The organism is Nonomuraea turkmeniaca (assembly GCF_005889735.1).
GTDB classification, from domain to species: domain Bacteria; phylum Actinomycetota; class Actinomycetes; order Streptosporangiales; family Streptosporangiaceae; genus Nonomuraea; species Nonomuraea turkmeniaca.
The window spans coordinates 18,110-39,137 of record NZ_VCKY01000090.1; the positions used below are offsets into that span (position 1 = coordinate 18,110).

Here is a 21,028-nt window from a genome sequence, read left to right on the forward strand (position 1 = left end):
GCCCCGACGTCGTCCGCCCGGCTTCGACACTGTGATCGACGCCTGCGACACTTGCGGGGTGACCACGCTGCTTCTGGCCCGGCACGGGCTGACGGACCTCACCGGCCCGGTGCTGGCCGGGCGAACCCCCGGGGTGCGGCTGAGCGAGGCGGGCCGGGCGCAGGCCGCCGCGCTCGCCGAGCGCATCGCCGGCGTCAGGCTCGACGCCGTCGTCTCCAGCCCGCTCGAACGTTGCCGGGAAACGGCCGAGGCCGTGGCCGAGGGCCGGGAGCTCGGCGTGGAGATCGACGAGCGGTTCATCGAGTGCGGCTACGGCGGGTGGACCGGGCGGCCGCTGAAGGAGCTCGCCCAGGAGCCGCTGTGGCAGGTCGTGCAGACCCACCCGAGCGCGGCGACTTTTCCGGATGGGGAGTCCCTGGCCGGAATGCAACATAGGGCCGTGTCGGCGGTCCGGGAGTGGAATCAACGCCTGGGGGAGAAGGCTGTCTACCTGGTTTGCAGCCACGGCGACGTGATCAAGGCGATCGTCGCCGACGCTCTGGGGCTTCACCTGGATCAGTTTCAGCGGATAACTGCTGATCCGGCGGCTCTCACCGTCATTCGCTATGCCCCCTTGCGTCCCTTTGTTCTCAGGCTCAACGATATGGGGGAATTGCGGTTTCCCGAGGATTCGGAGGAGAAAGACGGGGGAGAAAACATCACCGGGAGCGATGCCGCCGTCGGCGGCGGGTCCGGAACCACGTAAGGTCAGGCTATGCCGGTCTTCGACTACGACCCACCAGAGAGGTTCGTCGCCGGTGCCCTCGGGCAACCGGGCGCGCGAGTGTTCTTTCTGCAGGCCAGGGCCGAGGGCAGACTGACCACGGTGGCGCTGGAGAAGCTGCAGGTGGCCGCGCTCGCGGGCAGGTTGGACGAGTTGCTCGACGAGGTGCTGCGCCTGAGCGGGGGCACCGCGCACGTGCCCGCACTGGCGCCCGCCGACCTGACCGATGACGAGCCGCTGGACGTGCCGGTCGCGGAGGACTTCCGGGTAGGCACCATGGCTCTGGCGTGGGACGCCGAGAGATCTCAGGTGGTGATCGAGGCGCAGGAGGTCATCGACGAGGAGGATCTCGACGGTCCGGATCCCGCGGTGCTGCGTGTGCGGATCAGTGCCGGAGCCGCGCGCGCCTTCACCCAGCGGGCCCTGCAGATCGTCTCGGCGGGCCGGCCGCCGTGCCCGCTGTGCGGGCAGCCTCTCGACGCCACCGGGCACGTTTGCGTACGCCTCAATGGATACCGCGGGGGTGAGGCGGCTTCATGACCGCTCCGGAGAGCGAACCGGTCGTCAAACCGTCCAACCCGCCGGGCATGCACGACGAGGACGCCCTCACGATGCTCCGCGACGGCCGCCTGGAGGTGGCGGGACGCCTCGTCGAAGCCACCAACATGACGCTCTACTGCTCGGTCAAGCTGGGCGAGCGCTCGGCCGCGTGCGTCTACAAGCCCGTACGCGGCGAGCGCCCGCTGTGGGACTTCCCCGACGGCACCCTGGCCGCCCGCGAGGTGGCCGCCTACGAGGTGTCGCAGGCCACCGGCTGGCGCATCGTGCCCCCGACGGTCTACCGCGAGGGCCCGTTCGGCCCCGGCATGGTGCAGCTGTGGATCGACACCGAACGCGAGATCGACCTGATGCGGCTGGTCAAGAGCCGCAACCCGGTGGTGCGCCGGATGGCGGTGTTCGACGCGGTGGTCAACAACGCCGACCGCAAGGGCGGCCACCTGCTGCCGCTGCCGACGGGGCACGTCTACGGGGTCGACCACGGGGTGTGCTTCTCCGTCGAGGACAAGCTGCGCACGGTGCTCTGGCAGTGGCGTGGCAAGCCGCTCGCCAGGGAGGCGGTGGCCGTGCTGGCGAAGCTGGAGCGCGATCTGGAGTCAGGCGCGCTGGGGCGGCGGCTGCGCGAGCTGCTGACGCTGGCGGAGGTGGAGGCCACCTGGCAGCGGGTCAGACGGCTGCTGGACACCGGCGTGCACCCGTACCCGTCGGAGGGCTGGCCCGCGATTCCCTGGCCCCCCATCTGATCGCCTGAGCCTGTTTAATACCCTTTGCCCATGTGCACGCTGATCGTGAGAACCGGGCAGCCGCTGACCCTCCTGGGCGTGAGAGACGAGTTCGCCGACCGGCCGTGGGAAGGACCGGGGGAGCACTGGCCGGAGTACCCGGGCGTGATCGGCGGGCGCGATCTCAAGGCCGGTGGCACCTGGCTGGCTCTCCATCCCGCGGCCCGCCGCGCCGCCGCCCTGCTCAACGCCTACGGCACGCCCGCGGCGGAGGCGACCAAGATCTCGCGGGGGGACCTGGCGCTGCGTGCCGCGTACACGGGCGAGCTGCCCGGCGCGGACCTGACCCGCTACGACCCGTTCCACCTGGTGCTGGCCGACCTGGCGGGGGTGCGGCTGTTCAGCTGGGACGGCGAGCGCGGCACGGTCTCCCGCCTGCCGGAGGGCACCAGCATGGTCGTCAACTCGGGCCTGGACCCGGCCAATGAGCGCGTCATCGCGTACTTGCCCAGATTCCGGACCGAGGTGTGGCGGGAGCTGATCGCGGCGGAGCCGTCCGCCGACCCGGGCGCGCTCATCGTGCGGCACGAGCTGCCCGACGGCCGCGTCTTCGCCTCCCTGTCGGTGATGGAGGTCGCACTGGCGCCGGACGGGGTGACGTACGACTTCACCGACTTGACCGCAGAACGGGACGGATAGGCTCAGAGACATGAGATCGTGGTCTGCCCAGAACGTTCCAAAGCTCCCTGGTGAGAGCATTCCGCTGCGTCTCTACGACACCTCCGCCAAGCAGGTGCGGCAGACCGATCCCGGGCCGACCGCCAGGATGTACGTCTGCGGCATCACCCCCTACGACGCCACGCACCTCGGTCACGCCAACACCTACCACGCCTTCGACCTGGTCGGCCGGATGTGGCGGGACGCGGGCCACGAGGTCCATTACACGCAGAACGCCACCGACGTGGACGACCCGCTGCTGGAGCGGGCCGCCAAGACCGGCATCGACTGGCAGGAGCTGGCCGAGCGGGAGATCGAGCTGTTCCGCGGCGACATGGAGGCGCTGCGGATCCTGCCGCCCCGCGAGTACGTCGGCGTCACCGAGGTCGTGGGCCGGGTGGCCGACCTGATCGCCAAGCTGTCGGCGAAGGGCGTCACGTACGTCCTCGACGGTGACGTCTACTTCAACGCGGCCGACGCCCCCAAGTTCGGCCAGGTGTCCGGCTACGACGAGCAGGAGATGCTGGCCCTGTTCGCCGAGCGCGGCGGCGACCCGGACCGGGCCGGCAAACGCCATCCGCTGGACTGGCTGATGTGGCGGGCCGAGCGTCCCGGTGAGCCGGCCTGGGAGTCCCGGCTGGGCAAGGGTCGCCCCGGCTGGCACATCGAGTGCACCGCGATCGCCCTGGACCATCTCGGTCCCGGATTCGACGTGGCGGGCGGCGGCTCCGATCTGATCTTCCCGCACCACGAGTGCGGCGCCTCCGAGGGGCACGCGGCCACGGGGGAGTGGCCGTTCGCCAAGTTCTACACGCACGCCGGCATGGTGGGGCTCGACGGCGAGAAGATGTCGAAGTCCAAGGGCAACCTGGTCTTCGTCTCCAAGCTGCGCCAGGAGCACGACCCGATGGCGGTCCGGCTCGTGCTGCTGGCCCACCACTACCGCGCCGACTGGGAGTACGTCCCCGGCATGATCGCCGAGGCCGAGCGGAGGCTGGCCCGGTGGCGCTCGGCCGTGCGGCTGGCCTCCGGGCCGTACGCGGGCGAGCTGCTGACGCGGGTGCGTGAGCGCCTGGCCGACGACCTCGACTCGCCGGCCGCGCTGGCCGCGATCGACGACTGGGCCGAGGCCGCCCTCACCGGCGGCGGTTCGGACCCCGACGCCCCCGCCCTGGCCAAGGACCTGGCCGACGCCCTGCTCGGCGTCGCACTCTAACCACGCGGACAGCCCCCGCGCCGAGCGCGGGGCTTCCTCTCGCCCGCAAGCCCCGCACCCTCTCCGGAGGCGCGGGGCTTTCTCATGCACTCTCCGAGGCGTGGGGTTTCCCTACCCGCAACTGCCGCTAGGCTGACTATCAGTAGATCTGATTATACGAAGCGGGTCGTCGTCGAGCAGGCCGACCTCACCGACGAGGCCGCGCTCCTCGCCCTCGGCGACAAACACGAGATCACCGGCATCGTGCACCTCGCCGGCTCGGTCCCGTGGCCGCCTGGCCAGGACCAGCCGCTGGACGCCGCGGGCAAGGCGCACACGAGCGCTGACTCAGGCCCGCACCCGCTCGAGCTGCTCGATCGCGGCCAGCTCGGCCGAGAACCACTCCATCGTGCGGCGCAGCCCCTCCTGGGCGGGCACCCGCGCCCGCCAGCCGAGCCGCTCGGCCGCCAGCGTGGTGTCCGGCCGCCTGACCTTGGGATCGTCGGCTGGCCGGTCGACGAACACGATGTCCGACGACGACCCGGCCAGATCCCTGATCGTCGTGGCGAGCTCCAGCATGGTCACCTCGTCCGGGTTGCCGATGTTGACCGGTCCGGCGAAGTCGCTGCCAGCCATGGCCAGGATGCCCGACACCGTGTCGTCCACGTAGCAGATCGAGCGGGTCTGCGAACCGTCGCCGGTGATGGTGATCGGCTCGCCGGTCAGCGCCTGCCTGATGAACGTCGGGATGGCGCGGCCGTCGAACGGGCGCATGCGCGGGCCGTACGTGTTGAAGATCCGGACGATGCCGGTGTCGGTGCCGCGCGAGTGGCGGTAGGCCGTGGTCAGCGACTCGGCGAAGCGCTTGGCCTCGTCGTACACGCTGCGCGGGCCGACCGGGTTGACGTTCCCCCAGTAGGTCTCCTTCTGCGGGTGCTCCAGGGGGTCGCCGTACACCTCGCTGGTCGAGGCGAGCACGAACCTGGCGCCCTTCTCCCTGGCCAGCCCCAAAGCGTGCAGCGTGCCCACGCTGCCCACCCGCAGCGTCTCGATCGGATAGCGCAGGTAGTCGGCCGGCGAGGCGGCCGAGGCGAAGTGCAGGACGAGGTCCAGCCGGTCCGGTACGTGCACGTAACCGGTCAGGTCGCACTCGATGAGCCGGAACTCCGGCCGGCTCATCAGATGCTCGACGTTGCGCGGCCCGCCGGTGAGGAAGCTGTCCATGCAGACGACCTCCGCCCCCTCGTCCAGCAGCCGCTCGCACAGGTAGGAGCCGAGGAACCCGGCGCCCCCGGTGACCAGAGCCCTCATGACGTGACCTCCAAGGCAGCGTCGACGACTTCGGATACCTCGATCTTCAGCAGGCCGGGATCGACCCGCTGGCCGTGCGGATCCCCGCAGCGCCCTGCCCACAGCGCCACGTGGCGCCAGCCGGGCGGCGGGCCCCACAACGCCGGCGAGACCGGCCCGAACAACACCACCGACGGCACGCAGAACGCCGTCGCCAGGTGTGCGACGCCGGTGTCGCCGCAGACCACCAGCTTGGCCCGGCTGACCAGGTCGATCAGGTCGGCCAGGCACGTGTGCCCGGCCAGCATGCGCTCGGGCGGCAGCCCGGCCAACTCGGCGACCTTCCTGGCGATGGGCACTTCCTCAGCGTTGCCGGTGACGACCACGTCGTCCAGGGCCGCGGCGACCTGGGCGAACCGATCGGGCGGCCAGCGCCGCGCCGGATAGGCGGCCCCCGGGTGCACGATCGCCGGGCCCGTGCGGTCGGAGATCCCCAGCGTCAGGTCCGTGGGATCGGCCGGGATGCCGTGCCACTCCAGCAGCCCGCACCAGCGCCGCACCTCGTGCACGCCGTTCTGCCACGGCGGTCCTGTGCCGAAGCTGATCAGCCGCCCCGGCTCGGTGTTCTTCAGCGCGTCGATGCTCTGCGGGCCCTTGCCATGCAGGTTGACCGCGATGTCCGGCCGGTCGAACTGCGCGGTGTCCATCGGGATCGGGCCCGGCCCGGAGACGTCCACCTGGTCGTCCACCGCGCCGATCAGCGGGAGCAGCGCCTCGAGCGGCCGCGGCGCGGCGAGGGTGATCCGGTGCCGGGGGAACGCCTGGCGCAGGGCCCGCAGCGCGGGCACGGCCGTGAGCAGGTCGCCGAGGCCGAGCCCGCGCAGCGCCAAGAGCTCTAGGGCCATGACGTCTCCGTCGAGGGGCAGACGACGAGCTCTCTCACCTCACACCCGGCCGGCTGCCGCAGTGCGAACACCACGGTCTGCGCGACGTCGGCCGGATCGTTCAGCCCGGCCTCGGGGCCTGGTTTGTACTGTTCCGGCCGTCCGTCGAAGAAGCCGGTCCGCATGCCGCCCGGGATCAGCAGCGTCACCCCTACCTCGCCCCGCAGCTCGACCGCCAGCGCCCGGGTGAGGCCGACGACGCCGAACTTCGACGCCGAGTACGCCGACGCGTCGCTGAGCGGCCGCAGCCCCAGCGTCGAGGCGCAGGTGACGACCTTGCCGCGGGTGTGCTTCAGGTACGGCAGCGCGGCCCGCACGACGGACGCGGTGCCGAGCAGGTTCACCTTGACGACCCGCTCCCAGTCGTCGGCCGGCACGTCCTCCAGCCGGCCGCACGCGTCGATGCCCGCGGCCGTCACCACGCCGTCCAGGCCGCCGGCCCGCTCGGCCAGCTCGCGTACCGCCCGCTCGGCCTCGCCGCGGTCGGCCAGGTCGGCGGTGACGTGATCGAAACGCTGGTCCGGCTCCCGCACGTCGACGACCAGCGCCCGCCAGCCCTCCTTCTCGACGGCCTCGGCGGTGGCCAGACCGAGCCCGGAGGCTCCCCCGGTAATCAAGATGTTCACTGGATCTCCCTGATCAGATTGGTTGTCGAACGTCCCGGCAGGGTGCTCAGCACGACGATCTCCGCGCTGAGCCGGGCCAGGACCTCGGATTCGGGCAGGACCTCCCCCTCGTAGTCGCCGCCCTTCACCCACACGTCGGGGCGCAGCAGCTCGATGGCGCGGGCCGGGGTGTCCTCCTCGAACACCAGCACGGCGTCCACGCAGCCGAGCGCTCTGAGCACCTCGACCCGGTCGCGCACGTCCACGATGGGCCGGTCGGGGCCCTTCAGCCGACGCACGGAGTCGTCGGAGTTGACGCAGACGACGAGCGCGTCGCCCAGCGCCCTGGCCCGCCGCAGCAGGCTCACGTGGCCCGCGTGCAACAGGTCGAAGCAGCCGCCTGTGGCGATCAGCCGCCCGCCGTTGGCGCGGGTGAACTCGGCCACCTCCAGCGCCGTGCGCGGCCGGTCGCCGAGCCGCTGCTCGTGGTCCTGCGATGGATCCGCAGGGTAGCGAGGACATCCGTCACCGGCCCCCGAGCGGAGATCGGCGATGGGACGCCGCACGGAGGCGGCGCCGCCGCGTTCCACGAACCGCGACGCCTCGCCGACGCCGATCGCCACCGCGTCCGCCGTGCCGGCGCCGTCGCGCAGCGCCAGGGCCGCGGCGCCGGCCAGCCGGTCGCCCGCGCCGCACGCGTCCTGGCCGCCGGCCTGCACCGGAGGCGGCACCCGGGTGAGCGGGCCGCCCTCGAGGGCCAGCGCGGCCCCGCGCGCGCCCGTCGTGACGGCCACCGCCCTGGCGCGCAGCTCCCGCACCAGCCGGCGGGCGGCCTGGTCGGGGCCGCGGTAGGCGGACGGGCACAACATCCGCGCCTCGGCCTCGCTCGGCGTCAGCAGCGCGCAGCCGGGCATCGGCTGCTCGCCTCGCGGGTGCGGGTCCCACACGACCGGCACGTCGGTCTCGCACAGCAGCTCGCGGGCCATCTTGGCGACGCCTCTGCCGTAGTCGGACACCAGCACCGCGCCGGCCCGGGCGATCGCCTCGGCGGCCGCCTCGCTGGGGGCGTACCTGGCGGTGCCGTCGCCGGTGTCCAGCCTGACCAGCGTCTGACCGCTGGCTCTGACCCTGGTCTTGCGTACGGTGCCGCCGCGCAGCGGCAGCCGTACCAGGTCGAGCTCCTCCGACAGCAGCCCCCACAGGCGATGCCCGTCGGGGTCGTCGCCGATCGCGGTGATCAGCACGACGTCGGCGCCGTCGCGGGCGGCCAGCAGCGCGGCCAGCCCGGCGCCGCCGGGGCGCGCCTGCTCGGCGAAGACGTCCACCACCGGCACGGGCGCGTCCGGGCACAGCCGTTCGGCCTCGCCCTCGACGTCCACGTCGAGCAGCGTGTCCCCGAGCACCACGAGCGGACCCGTCATGGCCTTGGGTGCGCTGGTCACGGCGTCTGATCGCCGGGCTGCGCCCGGAAGGCAACGATGGATGTCCTCACTCCGTCGCGGATCCGTCACAGCGCCTCCTCCACCGCGTCGCAGAGCAAGTGGATCAGCGCGAGATGCACCTCCTGCACGGTGGCCGTCTCCTTCGCGGGCACGGCCACCGCGTCGTCGCACAGCCCGGCCAGCGGGTTGGGCGCCGGCCCGGTCATGGCCCAGGCGAGGATCCCGCCGTCCTGCGCCGCCCGGGCGGCGGCCAGCACGTTGGAGCTGGCACCGCTGGTGGACAGGCACAGCAGAATGTCGCCGGGCCGGCCGTGCGCGCGCACCTGGCGGGCGTAGACCTCCTCGGCGCCGAAGTCGTTGGCGATTGCCGTCAGGGACGAGCCGTCGGCGTGCAGCGGGATCGCCGCGTACGGCTGCCGGTCGTCCCTGAACCGGCCGACCAGCTCGGCCGTCAGGTGTTGCGCCTCGGCCGCGGAGCCGCCGTTGCCGCAGGCCAGCAGCCGGCCGCCGGAGGCCAGCACGCCGGCCAGCTTCGCGCCCCACGCGCGGACCCCCGCCGCCTGGCCGTCGACCTTCTCCAGCGTGGTCCAGAGCTTTTCCAGATGAGTGTCCACGATCAACCCCCCAAGGCCGCCAGGCCGCACAGCTTGCCGTCGATGACCTGCGTGTACACGGCCTCGGTCCGCTCGGCCACGTGCGGCCAGGCGTACCTCTCGCGGACCCGCCTGGCCCCCGCCGCGCCGAGCCTGGCCCGCTTGTCCGGGTCGCCGAGCACGTCCTTCAGCGCTCTGGCCAGCGCGCGCGGGCGGCGCGGCGGCACCAGCACGCCGCAGCCGGCGACCGTGTCCAGGTGCCCGCCGACCGCGGACGCCACGACGGGGACGCCGCACGCCATCGCCTCGACCGGGACCATGCCGAACGGCTCGTACCACGGCACCGTCACCACCACGTCGGCCGAGCGCATCAGCGCCGGCACCCGCGCGCGTGGCACGCTGCCGATCACGTGCACCCGGTCCTCGAGGCCGTACGCGGCGGCCAGCTCGCGCAGCCTGACGGCCTCCTCGTCGTCGGGGCTGCCGCCGGCGATCACCAGGTCGGCGCCGGGCAGCTGGCGCAGCGCCGCGATGACCGTGTCCACGCCCTTGCGCGGCACCATCCGGCCGATGCACAGAACCGTCTGGCCCGCCGGGCGCGGTGCCACGGGCCCGTCCGGGCAGAACGCCGTCAGGTCCACCCCGCACGGCACGACGACGACCCGCCGCTCCGGCACGCCCATCGCGCACAGCTCGCCCACCTCGTCACTGCAGGTGGCGAGCACCGCGTCGGCCCGCTTGCCGATCTCGCGCTCGGTGTCGATCCGGTGCGGGGGACTGGTGTCCGCCTCGCCCTGCCAGCGCCGCTTGACGGTGCCCAGCGCGTGGAACGTCTGCACCACGGGGATGCCGTCGGCGGCCTGCAGCGCCGCCTGCCCGCTCATCCAGAAGTGCGCGTGCACCACGTCCGGCGGGTCGATCGCCCAGTGGTCGGCGAGGCGGTCGGTGAACTCCGGCATGTACGGCGGCAGCTCGTCCTTCGGCACCGGCACCGGGGGGCCGGCGGGTACGTACTCGACCGTGACGCCGGGCGCCAGTGGCACCGACGCCGGCTGCGACGTCGACGTGCGCCGGGTGTGGACCGTGATCGTGTGCCCGCGCTCGGCCAGCGCGACGGCCAGCGCGGCGACGTGCACGTTCTGGCCGCCCGCGTCGACGCCGCCGATCGCGGCCAGCGGGTCCGCGTGCTCGGAGATGAGATCGACCTTCACTGAGTCAACTCCCTCACTGCCTTGACCACCTGCTCACTTGTCACCTGGGACAGGCACGGGTGTCCGGGGACCGGGCAGGTGCGGGCCCTGCTGTTCCCGCAGGGCGCCTGCTGGTCGCCGAGCAGCACCACGGGGACCCCGTACGGGGCCCACCGCGCCGCCGGGACGACGGGGGCGAACAGGCTCACGACCGGCGTGCCGACCGCCGCGGCCAGGTGCGCGGGGCCGGTGTTGCCGGCCACGAGCACGCCGGCGCCTGCCAGCACGGCGGCCAGTTCGGCGAACGTGGTCGCGCCGCCGAGGTCGGCCGCGTCGTCGCCGGCCACGTAGGCGGTGAGGTCACGTTCTGTGCCGGTCACGACGACTCGGTGCCCGTCCTCCGCCAGCCCGCGAACGGCCTGCCGATGCCTCTCGGCCGGCCAGGTCCGCGCGGGTGCCGACGTCCCCGGATGCACCACGACGTACGCGCCTGTGTCGGTGCCGCCATTGGCACCGGTGTTGGCGCCTCTGTTGGCGCCTTTGTTGGCACTTCTGCCGGCATCGGCGCCGACACTGAGCAAATGCCCCGTAAATTTGTCTATATCCGGCAATGGCCGCTGAACTGCGAGTTTGCCGTCATCGCCCGGCGGCAGCTCGAACCCCGCCGCCCGCGCCACGGCCAGCGCCCGCTCGGCCTCGGGCACGTCGACGCTCTCGTCCACGACATGGCGGACGTCGAGCAGCGAGCCCGGGTAGTCGTTGCTGATCGCGGTGATCCTGCGCACGCTGGCCAGCCTGAGCAGCAGCGCCAGCGGCAGCGCCGACTGGTGGAACGAGGTGAGGATCACCGCCTCGTCGATGCCGTGCAGCCGCCCGACCAGGTCGGCGACCTGCGCCTTGCCGACGGGCGGGGGAGTGTGGTCGATCCACGGGGCCTGCCACTCCACGACGCGGTCCACGCCGGGCAGCAACTCGGCGGCCGCCCTCCCGTTGGGGCCGGCCAGGAAGACGACCTCGTCGGCCTGCGTGCGCACCGCCCGGACGGCGGGCCCGGTCAGCAGCACGTCCCCGGCGTCGTCGAGCCGCGCCACCAGCACGCGTCCCCGCCCGCCGGCGCTCTTGGCGGCGGCCCGTTCGGTCTTCTCGGCCCTCGCCCTCGTGGGCGTGACCTTGGCGGCGGCGCCGCACGTCGCGGCGCCCGCCGTCGCGCACGGGCCCGCACCGTACAGCACCGCTCCCCGCATGCGAGCGCTCATCGCCGCACCCTCCATTCCCCCCGCAGCCGGTGCGCGCACGCGACCGGCGGGATCACCAGGCTGGTGACGACCATCCGCCACACCTCATCGGGGGTACGCGGCCCGGGCGTGATCCGCCGCCACGCGAACTCCGCCGTCAACCCGGCCCATACGAGCCCGGCCAGGACGGCGGCGCGTCGCGTCGCCGGGAGAGTCCGGCGGGCGCTCAAGGCCGCGAGGGTCAGGGCCGCGAGTCCGGCCGCCGTGGTCACCGCGTGCGTCCGCAGCCGCCCGCGCCCGCCGCCGACGGCCGCACGCCATCCCCGGCCGTGCACGCGCCGCATCAGCGCGTCGTCGGCATTGCCGCGCTGGAAGCGCACGCTGGCCCAGAACCCGTCCTGGCGTACCGGATGCGCCGTCACCCGGTCGCCGCGCACGAGCCGGTGGCCCGCCCGCGCGACCCGCAGCGCCAGGTCGGCGTCCTCCCGGTAGGCCCGGGGGAAACGTTCGTCGAACCCGCCGGCCGCCTCCAGCACCGACCGCCGGTAGGCCATGTCGGCCGTCACCCACAGCGCGTCCGCCAGTCCGGCGGTGTTGCGCTCGGCGTCGGTCGGCCGGCGGCCGGACGGCGGCGGCACCACGATGCGCCCCTGGCTGCCCGCCACGTCCTCGGGCAGGTCCACCAGGTCTTTCCAGACGGCCGCGGCCCATCCGGGCTGGGGGATCACGTCGTCGTCGAGGAACACCACCCAGGGTGTCTCCGCGGCCCGCCACCCGGCGTTGCGTGCCGCGGCAGGACCCCGGCCTCCCGACCGGACGACTCGTACGTGCTCAAAACGTGACAGGGCGGACAGCGTCACACCACGCTCCTTCGTGCGACTGCCACCGCCACGACGAAGCGTACCCGTCTGGTCGCGGTCCGTAACACGATCGTCCACGACGATCACCGGCACCTCGGAGCCCACGGCGGCCAGCGTGTCGGCGAGCGTCGGCCGCCCGATGGTGGGGATCACGACGGTGATCACGAGGCGAACACCTCGCCGCGCCGCACCACGTACGGCCCGAGCACGAGCACGTCCACCGGTGCGGACCCGAAGCATTCGAGCGCGTCCCGCGGGTCGTCCACCATCGGCCGTCCCGCGGTGTTCAGGCTCGTGTTGACGATCACCGGCAGCCCCGTGCGGGACTCGAACTCCGCCAGCACCCGCGCCATCAGCGGCTGGGCGGCGGGGGAGACCGTCTGGATGCGCGCGGTCCCGTCCACGTGCACCACCGCGGGGATGCGCGCCGCCCAGTCCGGGTGCACGTCGTGCACGAACAGCATGTACGGCGACGGCACGGGCCCCCGCCCGAAGATCTGGGCCGCCCGCGACTCCAGCACCATCGGCGCGATCGGCCGGAACTGCTCGCGCCCCTTGACGTCGTTGAGCCGCTCGGTGTTGCGCGCGTGCCCGGGATGGGCAAGCAGCGACCGGTGCCCGAGCGCCCGCGGCCCGTACTCGGCCCGCCCCTGGAACCAGGCCACGATCTTGTCGGCGGCCAGCTCGGCGGCCACCGCCGCGGCCAGGTCCGCGGGCCGGGTGTGCGGCACGCGGGCCACGTCCAGCCACGCGCCCAGCTCCTCGTCGGTGAAGCCGCGACCCAGCGCCGCGGTCGGCATGGGGGCGGCCTGCTCGCCGTAGGCCTGCGCCAGGTGCAGCGCCCCGCCCAGCGCGGTCCCGGAGTCCCCGGCGGCGGGCTGCACCCACACCTCGTCGAACGGCCCTTCGTCCAGCAGCCGGGTGTTGGCCACGCAGTTCAGCGCGACGCCGCCGGCCAGCGCGAGCCGCCGCTCGCCGGTGCGCTCGTGCAGCCAGCGCACCAGCTCCATGAGCACCTCCTCCAGCCGGGCCTGCACGCTGGCGGCCAGGTCGGCGTGGTCGGAGGTCCAGGCGGCGCCCCTGGACAGGGCCTTGGCATAAACGTTCCAGTCGACCGGCTCGACGCGGAAGCCGCCGTCGCCGGTCGTGTAGATCACCTCGCGCAGCGCCTCCAGGTGGCGGGGCGTGCCGTAGGAGGCCATCGCCATCACCTTGTACTCGTCGCTGGAGCGCAGGAAGCCGAGATGCTCGGTGACGTCCTCGTACATGAGGCCGAGCGAGTGCGGCAGCTCCTGTGTGGCCAGCACCTCCAGCTCGCCGTCGCGGTAGCGGCCCGCCAGGTGGGAGACGTTCTCGCCACGGCCGTCGCACACCAGCACCGCGCAGTCACGCCCCTGCGTCGACCACTGGGAGGCCAGCCCCGCCGAGGCGGCGTGCGCCACGTGATGCGGCACGTAGGAGACCTGGCCGGGGTCCAGTCCCGGCAGCGCGGTGGCCAGGAACAGCGGGGCGCGCACCGCGTACCTCGTGCGCAGGTCCTCCCAATCGCCATCCGGGCTCTGCCTCACCAGCCCGGGGTCGTACGAGTACGCCACCACGTCGATGTCCTCGGGGGAAAGACCCGCCTCGCGAAGGCACCAGGCGGCGGCCAGCTCGGGCAGTTCCCACGCCGAGAACGCCAGCGGTCGCTTGCCGTGCTTGCGGCGGCTGAAGCGTTCCTCCTCCGCCGCGGCCACGATCTCCCCGTCGACGACCAGCGCCGCCGCCGGGTCGTGAAAGATCGCGTTGATGCCGAGAAATCGCATATTTCCTCCCCACGGATGTCGTGAACCGCTACCGAGCGAAGCGGTCCTCAAACCTGCGCCATGCCCAGGAGATGCGGAAACGGGCTTAGTGGCCTGCACTTGGTCACTCTGAGTAGTTGTTTGCCGGGTCGGCCCTCGGGTAGCTGGCGGGCACGCGACGGAGGTGAAAGGTGTTCGAAAAGCGACGTCCCGGCGCGGTGCTCTTCGACCGGGACGGGACCTTGATCAGGGACGTGCCCTACAACGGCGACCCGAACCGGGTCGAGCCGATGCCGGGCGCGCTGGAGGCGCTGGGCCGGCTACGGCGCGCCGATGTCCCGGTGGCCGTGGTCACCAACCAGTCCGGCGTGGCCAAGGGCCTGGTCTCCCCGGACGAGATGGACCAGGTGAACGCGAAGGTGGAGGAACTGCTCGGCCCGTTCGACGCGTGGGCGATCTGCGTCCACGACGACGCCGACGGCTGCACCTGCCGCAAACCCGCGCCCGGGCTCGTGATCAGGGCCGCCGCCGTGCTCGACGTCAGCCCCCGCGACTGCGTGGTCGTGGGCGACATCGGCAGGGACATGGAGGCCGCCAGGGCCGCCGGCGCCAGGGGCATCCTCGTCCCGACCGCGCTGACGCTGCCGGAGGAGATCGAGCATGCTCCCGAGGTCGCCGACGACCTGATCGACGTCGTGGACCGCGTGCTCACCGACGCCGAAGGGCCGGTGCCGGCCGGAGCCCGCATCTCCGCGCCGTGGGCCCGCACCATGGGCTGGAGCCGCTGGTGAGGATCCTCATCTGGCACGTGCACGGCTCTTGGACGAGCGCCTTCATCCGCGGCGGGCACACCTATGTGCTGCCGCTCGTCCCCGGCCGGGGTCCCGACGGGCGGGGGCGGGCGGCCACCTTCGACTGGCCGGACAGCGCCCGCGAGGTCCCCTGGGACCGGCTCCGCGACGAGCCGATCGACGTGGCCGTCTACCAGCGGCCGCACGAGATCGACCTGGCCCGCGAATGGCTCGGCCGCGACGTGCCGGGCATCTACGTGGAGCACAACACGCCCAAGGGCGACGTGCCGCACACCCGGCACCCGCTGGCGGATCGCGCCGACATCACGCTGGTCCACGTCACCCACTTCAACGAGCTCTACTGGGACAACGGCAAGGCGCCCACGCGTGTGATCGAGCACGGCGTGCCCGACCCCGGCCACCTCTACACGGGGGAGCTGCCCCGGGCCGGCGTCGTGGTCAACGAGCCGGTGCGCCGCACCCGGGTGGCCGGCACCGACCTGCTGCCCGGCTTCGCCTCGCGGGTCCCGCTCGACGTGTTCGGCATGAAGGTGAACGGGCTGCCGTACGGCGCGTACGAGGACCTGCCGCAGCACGTCATGCACGCCGAACTGGCCAGGCGGCGGGTCTACCTGCACCCCTACCGGTGGACCTCGCTCGGCCTGGCCCTCATCGAGGCGATGACTTTGGGCATGCCGGTCGTCGCGCTGGCCGCGACCGAGGCCTTCGAAGCGGTGCCGCCGGAGGCCGGCGTGCTGTCGACGAAGGTCGACGTGCTGGCCGACGCCCTGCACACGTTCGCCGCCGACCCGGAGAGCGCCGCGCAGGCGGGCAAGGCGGCGCGGGCGGCGGCGCTGGCCCGCTACGGGCTCGGCAGGTTCCTGTCCGACTGGGACCGGCTGCTGCTCGCGCATGTATGACCCCGGACGGCATGGGTAGGCGCGAACGTCATGATGATGATGCTCGACTGGACACGCAGAGCCGCCTGCCTGGACCTGGACCCGGAATTGTTCTTCCCGATCTCCGTGGAAGGGCCGAGCCAGTCACAGGTCGAGCGGGCCAAGACCGTATGCCATGGCTGCCCTGTGCGCGAGCCGTGCCTGGAGTACGCGCTGACCACCCGGCAGGCGTACGGCGTCTGGGGCGGCACCGACCCGGAGCAGCGGCGGGAGCTCAGCCTGGCTGAGCCGCCGCGAGAAAGCGTTCACGCTCAGCCGCTTCGAGGTGGTCGCTGAACAACACGCCGTCCAGGTGGTCGGCCTCGTGCTGCAGCACCCTCGCCAGCACGCCGAGCGCCCGCACCGTCACGGGTTTGCCGAACATGTCGCGGCCACGCGCGGTGACCATGTAGGAACGTTCCAGTGGCCACCACACGCCGGGCGCCGACAGGCACGCCTCGTCGGCGACGACGCGCCGCTCCGACAGCTCGAGCCGCGGGTTGATCAGATGGCCTGATCGGCCGTCGTACGCGTAGACCAGCACCCGTACCGGCTCCCCGATCTGCGGTGCCGACAGCCCCGCCCGGCCGGCTCCCGCCCGCATCGTGGCGGTCAGCGACTTCACCAGCCGCCGCAGCTCTCGATCGAAGTCCTCGACCGGCTCCGCGACCGAGCGGAGCACCGGATCACCGAACGTGCGAATAGGCCGGACCGTCACACGCCACTCCCCGATTGCCGCGTCGTCACGGTGGACGTTTCCCGCGATCGCCTCCTGCCAACCGCGAATGCCCGGCCTTGTAGCACAGCGGTAACAGAAGGGACCCGTGGGCGAAACCACCCGAAAGCAATATCGGAGGGTGATCTCACTTGCGTCACATGCGCCTGTGATGCCTGGCCGAGTGCTCGGGGCCCGGCCAGGCATTCTCGTATCCCTGGAGGTGACGGCATGAGTGCTCTTCCCCTCGAAGGCGGCGGTGCTCCGGAAACGGCGCCCGACGCGCTGTCGGGTTTCACGATCGGCGTGACCGCGACCCGGCGGCGCGAGGAGTTCGGCGCCCTGCTGGAGCGGCGCGGCGCCCGGGTGGTCAGCGCCCCCGCGATCAGGCTGGTTCCCCTGGCGGAGGACACCGACCTGCTCGCCGCCACCAGACTCGCCCTCGAGTCACCGCTCGACGACGTGGTCGTCACCACGGGTGTCGGCTTCCGCGGCTGGATGGCCGCCGCCGAAGGCTGGGGGTTGTCGGCCCACCTGGGCGAGCACCTGTCCACCGCCCGGCTGCTCACCCGCGGGCCCAAGGCCAGGGGAGCGGTGCGGGCCGCCGGGCTCAACGACTACTGGACCCCCGCCACCGAGTCGTGCGAGGAGGTCAAGCAGTACCTGCTCGACCAGAACCTGCGCGGCCGGCGCATCGCGGTGCAGCAGCACGGCGAGCCGCTCGACGGCTTCGTCGCCGACCTGCGCCAGGCCGGCGCCGAGGTGATCGAGATCCCGGTCTACCGGTGGCTGCCGTACCGCGACGTCTCGCCGCTGCGCCGCCTGATCAGCCAGACGATCTCCGGCTCGGTGGACGCGGTCGCCTTCACCAGCGCGCCCGCCGTACACGCGATGCTCGGCATGGCGCGTGCGGAAGGGCTGGAGGACACGCTGCTGGCGGCGTTCAGCGGGTCGGTCGTGGCCGCCTGCGTGGGGCCCGTCACCGCCGGGCCGCTCACCGCGCGCGGCGTGCCGACGCTGCAGCCGGACCGCTCGCGGCTCGGCGCGCTGGCCCGCGCTCTGGCCAGGCACCTGCCCGAGCACGGCGTCACCAGGCTCGTGGCCGGCGACCACCACCTGGAGATCCGCGGCCACGCCGTGGTCGTGGACAGCGAACTGCGGCCGCTGCCGCCCGCCCCGATGGCCGTGCTCAAGCGGCTGGCCGACAAGCCTGGGCACGTGGTGTCCCGCGCCGACCTGCGTACCGTGCTGCCGGGCAGCATCGCGCGCGACTCGGCCGAGCACGCCGTGGAGATGGCCATCACCCGGCTGCGCCGCGCGCTCGGCCCGAGCGGGATCGTCGAGACGGTGGTCAAGCGCGGCTACCGGCTCGCGTGCCAGTACGAGGCGGGGATGTGAAGCCCACACTGATCCTGGCCGCGCACGGGACGCGCAGCGCCGCGGGGGAGGAGACCCTGTCGGCCCTGACGCGGACCGCCGCCAGGGCACGCCCGGGTCACCGGGTCGAGCTCAGCTACCTCGAGATCAGCTCGCCCCTCCTGTCCGACGTCCTCGACGCCGTCCGCGGCCCTGTGGTGGTGGTCCCGCTGCTGCTGGCAGGCGGCTACCACGTCCACATCGACCTGCCCGACGTCATCGCCGAGCACCGCCCGGACGCCGTGGTGGCCGGCTGGCTCGGTCCGCACCGGCTGCTGACGTCGGTGCTGGCCCGCAAGCTCGCCAGGGCCGGACTGCGCGCCACCGACGCCGTCGTGCTCGGCGCGGCCGGCTCCTCCGACCCGGCCGCGCTCGCCGACGTGCGCGCCGCCGCGCACCGGCTCGCGGTACGCCTGGCCCGCCCGGTCACGGCGGCCTTCGCCTCGGCCGGTTCGCCGTCGCTGGGGGAGGCCATGGAGCGGCTCGGCTCGACGCCTGCCGCCCGGGTGGCGATCGCCTCGTACGTGCTGGCTCCCGGCTTCTTCCACGACCGCCTGGTCGCGGCGGGCGCGGGGCTGGTGAGCGAGCCGCTGGGCGCCGACCCGGACGTGGCGGCGCTGATCTGGCACCGCTACGACGAAGCCCTGCGCGGCCGCCGTACCATGCCGCAGACCGTCCAGGCGTTGCCGCACTAGCAGCCCGCCGACCTGCGGACGTCCCGCTCGGGACGTCGCAGGCTCGGACGTCAGGCGACCGGCGACGTGACGGGCTCCAGACGCAGCTCCCGCACGATCTCGACGGCGCTCGCCGCGCGCGTCGGCCCGGCGTCGGCGCCGACGAACATCTCGATGTAGGCCCGGTGGAAGCAGCCCGCGATCAGCAGCCGGGCGCTGGCCTCCGGGTCGACGTCGGCTCGGATCCGGCCGAGCCGCTGCTCGGCCGCCAGATAGGCGGCCAGCGGGGCGGTCTCGGTAGGAGGCCCGAGCCCGTTGTCGCGGATGGCCTCGCGGAAACGGACGGTCACGTTCGGCGAGGTGAACGCGGGCAGCGCCGCGCTCTGTACGTCGACGTAGTAATCAATGCCCGCTTGGGCAATAGGAAGAAGATTGTCTGATACGCACCCTCTTCCGATGTGGTGCGAAAGATCGTGCAGAATGCTGAGCCAGAGCGGGAGCCGGTCCTGAAGCAGGGCGAGGAAGTGATCCACGGAGCCGCCGGTGCGGTCCTCCCTGAGGGAGACGGCCATCTCCAGGATGCGCCGCCGGGTGTCCTGACTTCTTTGATGCGGATCTACATGGGAAGTCGCCATGGCGTGCCTAACGTGCGCGGTCAGTGGGTAGGCATCACGGCGCGAAGCCGAGGCTTTCGCGATTTATCAGGGTAAGTGACCTTGAATCTGGGGTCCCAACTACATGCAATCTTGTTGGTCACCGATTATTACCCGAAAGCGTGAAAAATTGTCGGTTTTAATCCCTGAGGGTTAGCTGTCAGTGTCGCACCGGGGGAGGCTTCCGTTGTTTCGGTGACGTCAGCTGTCGGTGCCGCCGTCCCGTCGCCGCAGGTAACGCTCGAACTCGGCCGCGATCGCGTCCCCACTCGCCTCGGGCAGCTCGGCGGCGTCCTTGCGCTCTTCCAGCTCCTTGACGTACTCGGCCACCTCGCTGTCCTGCGACGCCAGCTCGTCGACGCCCCGCTCCCACGCGCGGGCCTCCTCGTCGAGTTCGCCGAGCGGCATCGGGATCTCCAGCACGTCCTCCAGGCGGCGCAGCAGCGCCAGCGTCGCCTTCGGGTTGGGCGGCTGGGCCACGTAGTGCGGCACCGACGCCCACAGCGAGATCGCGTCAAGCCCAGCCTGGCCGAACGCGTGCTGTAGCACTCCCACGATGCCCGTCGGGCCCTCGTAGCGGCTCAGCTCCAGATTGGTCGATTGGGCGAGCGTCGCGTCCGTGGCACCGCCCAGGATGGGCACCGGGCGGGTGTGCGGAGAGTCGTTGAGCAGCGCGCCCAGCATGACGGCCAGCTCCACGCCCAGCTCGCGGCAGATTTCGATGATGTCGGCGCAGAACGAGCGCCAGCGCATGTTGGGCTCGATGCCGCGCAGCAGCACGATGTCGCGCTCCACGCCGGCCGGCCTGGCGCGCAGCAGCCGGGTCGTCGGCCACACGATCGACTGGGCCAGCCCGTCGTTCATCTCGACCACGGGCCGCGTCACCTGGAAGTCGTAATAGTCGTCCGGGTCGAGCGCGATGAGCGGCTCGGCCTTCCACGCGGACTCGAGATGGGCGATCACACCGCTGGAGGCCTCGCCCGCGTCGTTCCACCCCTCGAACGCGGCAATGAGCACCGGGTCGACGAGCTCGGGGAGCCCTTCGAGCTCTATCACGTGTCGCCTCCTCTCTCCATTGTCCCGCTAAGCCTATGCGGTAAGGAGGCATCGGCGTCACCGATCTCCCTCCGAACGCCCGCCCGCCCGTAACGTCGACCGGACCGTTCCCGGCCGGCGGGCCTGTGCGCGCGGGTATGCCGAGCTCACGGCGCCTCTCGCGCGCGTATGTGTTCGCGCTCGGCGCAGCCCCCGCCCGGCTGCACGCCGTCCCGCGGCCCGGTGGCCCTGTGGCCCGCCTCGGCTCCGTGCTCGGCTCCGTGCTCGGCTCCGTGCTCGGCTCCGTGCGTGGCTCCGTGCGTGGCTCCGTGCTCAGCTCCGTGCGTGGCTTCGTGCTCAGCGAGGGCAGGTGTCCGGGTGGTCAGTCAGCGCTTGCCGTCGGTGGTGTGGACGATCAGCACGTCGCAGGAGGCGCGGTGGGACACCCCGGAGGGCACGGACCCGAGCAGCCGGCCGGCCAGGCTGTTGAGCCCGCGGTTGCCCACCACGATCAGGTCGGCGCGGTGCCTGCCTGCCAGCGAGACCAGCACGTCCACGGCCTCGCCCTGCTCGGCGGCCAGGACCACGTCGGCGGCGCCCGCCGCGACGGCATGCTCCCGCGCTGCCCGCAGCGCGTCTTCCGCCGGGGTCGAGCCGCTCACCTTGTACGCGAGCTCGCCGAGCCGATCGGCGGCCACCGCGCGCTCGCTCTCCCGCATGGGCAGGTACGCGCAGGCCAGGACGAGGGTGGCGCCGGTCGCCGCGGCCAGGGACGCCGCCGCGGACACGGCCCGGAAGGACGAGCTCGAGCCGTCGGTGCCGACGAGTACGGTGCGGTAGGCCATGCAGCCCCCTATTGGACGCCGTGTTCAATGCACACCCGGCAGCCTAGCGCCCCACCCCACCAC

The 21,028-nt window shown here is 72.6% G+C and carries 23 protein-coding genes; 10 read left to right on the top strand and 13 right to left on the bottom strand.

All coding sequences use genetic code 11. The features are described 5' to 3' along the window. Positions 1–58: 58 nt before the first annotated feature. Genes ETD86_RS25320 through mshC form a run of 5 tightly spaced genes read left to right on the top strand, consistent with a single transcriptional unit; the run spans position 59 to position 3,976 of the window. Positions 59–745, top strand: coding sequence for an MSMEG_4193 family putative phosphomutase (locus tag ETD86_RS25320; RefSeq protein ID WP_138668655.1), 687 nt, complete (start codon positions 59–61; stop codon positions 743–745). Between the two features lie 9 nt (positions 746–754). Further along, positions 755–1,303 carry a DUF3090 domain-containing protein gene (locus ETD86_RS25325; protein ID WP_138668656.1) on the top strand — a complete coding sequence of 183 codons (549 nt, stop codon included), beginning with the start codon at positions 755–757 and terminating at the stop codon, positions 1,301–1,303. Beyond that, positions 1,300–2,064 carry an SCO1664 family protein gene (locus ETD86_RS25330; RefSeq protein WP_138668657.1) on the top strand — a complete coding sequence of 255 codons (765 nt, stop codon included), beginning with the start codon at positions 1,300–1,302 and terminating at the stop codon, positions 2,062–2,064. Before ETD86_RS25325 ends, ETD86_RS25330 begins: the two co-directional genes overlap by 4 nt. Positions 2,065–2,094: 30 nt before the next feature. After that, complete coding sequence (locus ETD86_RS25335) at positions 2,095–2,742, top strand: NRDE family protein (RefSeq protein WP_138668658.1); 648 nt, start codon at positions 2,095–2,097, stop codon at positions 2,740–2,742. Between the two features lie 10 nt (positions 2,743–2,752). Beyond that, positions 2,753–3,976 carry a cysteine--1-D-myo-inosityl 2-amino-2-deoxy-alpha-D-glucopyranoside ligase gene (gene mshC, locus ETD86_RS25340; RefSeq protein ID WP_138668659.1) on the top strand — a complete coding sequence of 408 codons (1,224 nt, stop codon included), beginning with the start codon at positions 2,753–2,755 and terminating at the stop codon, positions 3,974–3,976. A gap of 327 nt (positions 3,977–4,303) precedes the next feature. Here the strand turns inward: mshC and ETD86_RS25350 are convergent, their stop codons facing one another. From ETD86_RS25350 to ETD86_RS25390, 9 genes are all read right to left on the bottom strand, one after another. After that, positions 4,304–5,266, bottom strand: coding sequence for a UDP-glucuronic acid decarboxylase family protein (locus ETD86_RS25350; RefSeq protein WP_138668660.1), 963 nt, complete (start codon positions 5,264–5,266; stop codon positions 4,304–4,306). After that, positions 5,263–6,150, bottom strand: coding sequence for a glycosyltransferase family 9 protein (locus ETD86_RS25355; protein WP_138668661.1), 888 nt, complete (start codon positions 6,148–6,150; stop codon positions 5,263–5,265). The genes ETD86_RS25350 and ETD86_RS25355 overlap by 4 nt, the downstream gene beginning before the upstream one ends. After that, complete coding sequence (locus ETD86_RS25360; RefSeq protein WP_138668662.1) at positions 6,141–6,815, bottom strand: SDR family oxidoreductase; 675 nt, start codon at positions 6,813–6,815, stop codon at positions 6,141–6,143. Before ETD86_RS25360 ends, ETD86_RS25355 begins: the two co-directional genes overlap by 10 nt. Further along, positions 6,812–8,236, bottom strand: a complete 1,425-nt coding sequence (locus ETD86_RS25365; protein ID WP_342779304.1) for a PfkB family carbohydrate kinase — start codon at positions 8,234–8,236, stop codon at positions 6,812–6,814. The genes ETD86_RS25360 and ETD86_RS25365 overlap by 4 nt, the downstream gene beginning before the upstream one ends. 65 nt (positions 8,237–8,301) lie before the next feature. Next, positions 8,302–8,850 carry a D-sedoheptulose-7-phosphate isomerase gene (locus ETD86_RS25370; protein WP_138668663.1) on the bottom strand — a complete coding sequence of 183 codons (549 nt, stop codon included), beginning with the start codon at positions 8,848–8,850 and terminating at the stop codon, positions 8,302–8,304. A 2-nt stretch (positions 8,851–8,852) separates the two neighbouring features. Further along, positions 8,853–10,040 carry a glycosyltransferase gene (locus ETD86_RS25375; protein ID WP_138668664.1) on the bottom strand — a complete coding sequence of 396 codons (1,188 nt, stop codon included), beginning with the start codon at positions 10,038–10,040 and terminating at the stop codon, positions 8,853–8,855. Next, entirely contained in the window at positions 10,037–11,275 is a 1,239-nt protein-coding gene (locus ETD86_RS25380; RefSeq protein ID WP_246148137.1) for a glycosyltransferase family 9 protein, read from the bottom strand. The genes ETD86_RS25375 and ETD86_RS25380 overlap by 4 nt, the downstream gene beginning before the upstream one ends. Next, on the bottom strand, positions 11,272–12,279 hold the full coding sequence (locus ETD86_RS25385; protein WP_246148139.1) for a glycosyltransferase family 2 protein: 1,008 nt from the start codon (positions 12,277–12,279) through the stop codon (positions 11,272–11,274). The genes ETD86_RS25380 and ETD86_RS25385 overlap by 4 nt, the downstream gene beginning before the upstream one ends. Then, positions 12,276–13,919, bottom strand: a complete 1,644-nt coding sequence (locus ETD86_RS25390; protein WP_138668666.1) for a carbamoyltransferase family protein — start codon at positions 13,917–13,919, stop codon at positions 12,276–12,278. The genes ETD86_RS25385 and ETD86_RS25390 overlap by 4 nt, the downstream gene beginning before the upstream one ends. A gap of 170 nt (positions 13,920–14,089) precedes the next feature. Between ETD86_RS25390 and ETD86_RS25395 the strand changes: the two genes are divergently transcribed. From ETD86_RS25395 to ETD86_RS25405, 3 genes are read left to right on the top strand one after another with little or no spacing between them, the layout of a single operon-like run. Continuing rightward, positions 14,090–14,689: a D-glycero-alpha-D-manno-heptose-1,7-bisphosphate 7-phosphatase gene (locus tag ETD86_RS25395; RefSeq protein ID WP_246148141.1), complete on the top strand. Its 600-nt coding sequence runs from the start codon at positions 14,090–14,092 to the stop codon at positions 14,687–14,689. Further along, the gene (locus ETD86_RS25400) at positions 14,686–15,609 is read left to right on the top strand and encodes a glycosyltransferase (RefSeq protein ID WP_138668667.1); all 924 of its coding nucleotides are present in this window, start codon (positions 14,686–14,688) and stop codon (positions 15,607–15,609) included. Before ETD86_RS25395 ends, ETD86_RS25400 begins: the two co-directional genes overlap by 4 nt. 33 nt (positions 15,610–15,642) lie before the next feature. Next, complete coding sequence (locus ETD86_RS25405) at positions 15,643–15,924, top strand: WhiB family transcriptional regulator (RefSeq protein ID WP_138668680.1); 282 nt, start codon at positions 15,643–15,645, stop codon at positions 15,922–15,924. Here ETD86_RS25405 and def read toward each other — a convergent pair. Continuing rightward, positions 15,863–16,345 carry a peptide deformylase gene (def, locus tag ETD86_RS25410; RefSeq protein WP_138668668.1) on the bottom strand — a complete coding sequence of 161 codons (483 nt, stop codon included), beginning with the start codon at positions 16,343–16,345 and terminating at the stop codon, positions 15,863–15,865. The genes ETD86_RS25405 and def overlap by 62 nt on opposite strands. A gap of 228 nt (positions 16,346–16,573) precedes the next feature. Between def and ETD86_RS25415 the strand changes: the two genes are divergently transcribed. Both ETD86_RS25415 and ETD86_RS25420 read left to right on the top strand, forming a co-directional pair. Continuing rightward, complete coding sequence (locus ETD86_RS25415) at positions 16,574–17,740, top strand: uroporphyrinogen-III synthase (RefSeq protein WP_138668669.1); 1,167 nt, start codon at positions 16,574–16,576, stop codon at positions 17,738–17,740. Next, the gene (locus tag ETD86_RS25420; protein ID WP_138668670.1) at positions 17,737–18,453 is read left to right on the top strand and encodes a sirohydrochlorin chelatase; all 717 of its coding nucleotides are present in this window, start codon (positions 17,737–17,739) and stop codon (positions 18,451–18,453) included. The genes ETD86_RS25415 and ETD86_RS25420 overlap by 4 nt, the downstream gene beginning before the upstream one ends. Before the next feature lie 50 nt (positions 18,454–18,503). Here ETD86_RS25420 and ETD86_RS25425 read toward each other — a convergent pair whose 3' ends face one another. The 3 genes from ETD86_RS25425 to ETD86_RS25435 all read right to left on the bottom strand — a co-directional run bounded on the left by ETD86_RS25425 (position 18,504) and on the right by ETD86_RS25435 (position 20,965). Then, entirely contained in the window at positions 18,504–19,004 is a 501-nt protein-coding gene (locus ETD86_RS25425; RefSeq protein WP_138668671.1) for a hypothetical protein, read from the bottom strand. 282 nt (positions 19,005–19,286) lie between these two features. Then, positions 19,287–20,141: a PAC2 family protein gene (locus tag ETD86_RS25430; RefSeq protein ID WP_138668672.1), complete on the bottom strand. Its 855-nt coding sequence runs from the start codon at positions 20,139–20,141 to the stop codon at positions 19,287–19,289. Positions 20,142–20,506: 365 nt separating this feature from the next. Further along, a complete protein-coding gene (locus ETD86_RS25435) occupies positions 20,507–20,965 on the bottom strand; it encodes a universal stress protein (RefSeq protein ID WP_138668673.1) in 459 nt (152 codons plus the stop codon). Between the last annotated feature and the right edge of the window lie 63 nt (positions 20,966–21,028).

Coding starts and splice junctions, on each gene's coding strand:
- ETD86_RS25325 (WP_138668656.1), top strand. CDS start 755: ATGCCGGTCTTCGACTACGACCCACCAGAGAGGTTCGTCGCCGGTGCC.
- ETD86_RS25330 (WP_138668657.1), top strand. CDS start 1,300: ATGACCGCTCCGGAGAGCGAACCGGTCGTCAAACCGTCCAACCCGCCG.
- ETD86_RS25335 (WP_138668658.1), top strand. CDS start 2,095: ATGTGCACGCTGATCGTGAGAACCGGGCAGCCGCTGACCCTCCTGGGC.
- mshC (WP_138668659.1), top strand. CDS start 2,753: ATGAGATCGTGGTCTGCCCAGAACGTTCCAAAGCTCCCTGGTGAGAGC.
- ETD86_RS25350 (WP_138668660.1), bottom strand. CDS start 5,266: ATGAGGGCTCTGGTCACCGGGGGCGCCGGGTTCCTCGGCTCCTACCTG.
- ETD86_RS25355 (WP_138668661.1), bottom strand. CDS start 6,150: ATGGCCCTAGAGCTCTTGGCGCTGCGCGGGCTCGGCCTCGGCGACCTG.
- ETD86_RS25380 (WP_246148137.1), bottom strand. CDS start 11,275: ATGAGCGCTCGCATGCGGGGAGCGGTGCTGTACGGTGCGGGCCCGTGC.
- ETD86_RS25390 (WP_138668666.1), bottom strand. CDS start 13,919: ATGCGATTTCTCGGCATCAACGCGATCTTTCACGACCCGGCGGCGGCG.
- ETD86_RS25405 (WP_138668680.1), top strand. CDS start 15,643: ATGATGATGCTCGACTGGACACGCAGAGCCGCCTGCCTGGACCTGGAC.
- ETD86_RS25415 (WP_138668669.1), top strand. CDS start 16,574: ATGAGTGCTCTTCCCCTCGAAGGCGGCGGTGCTCCGGAAACGGCGCCC.
- ETD86_RS25425 (WP_138668671.1), bottom strand. CDS start 19,004: ATGGCCGTCTCCCTCAGGGAGGACCGCACCGGCGGCTCCGTGGATCAC.
- ETD86_RS25435 (WP_138668673.1), bottom strand. CDS start 20,965: ATGGCCTACCGCACCGTACTCGTCGGCACCGACGGCTCGAGCTCGTCC.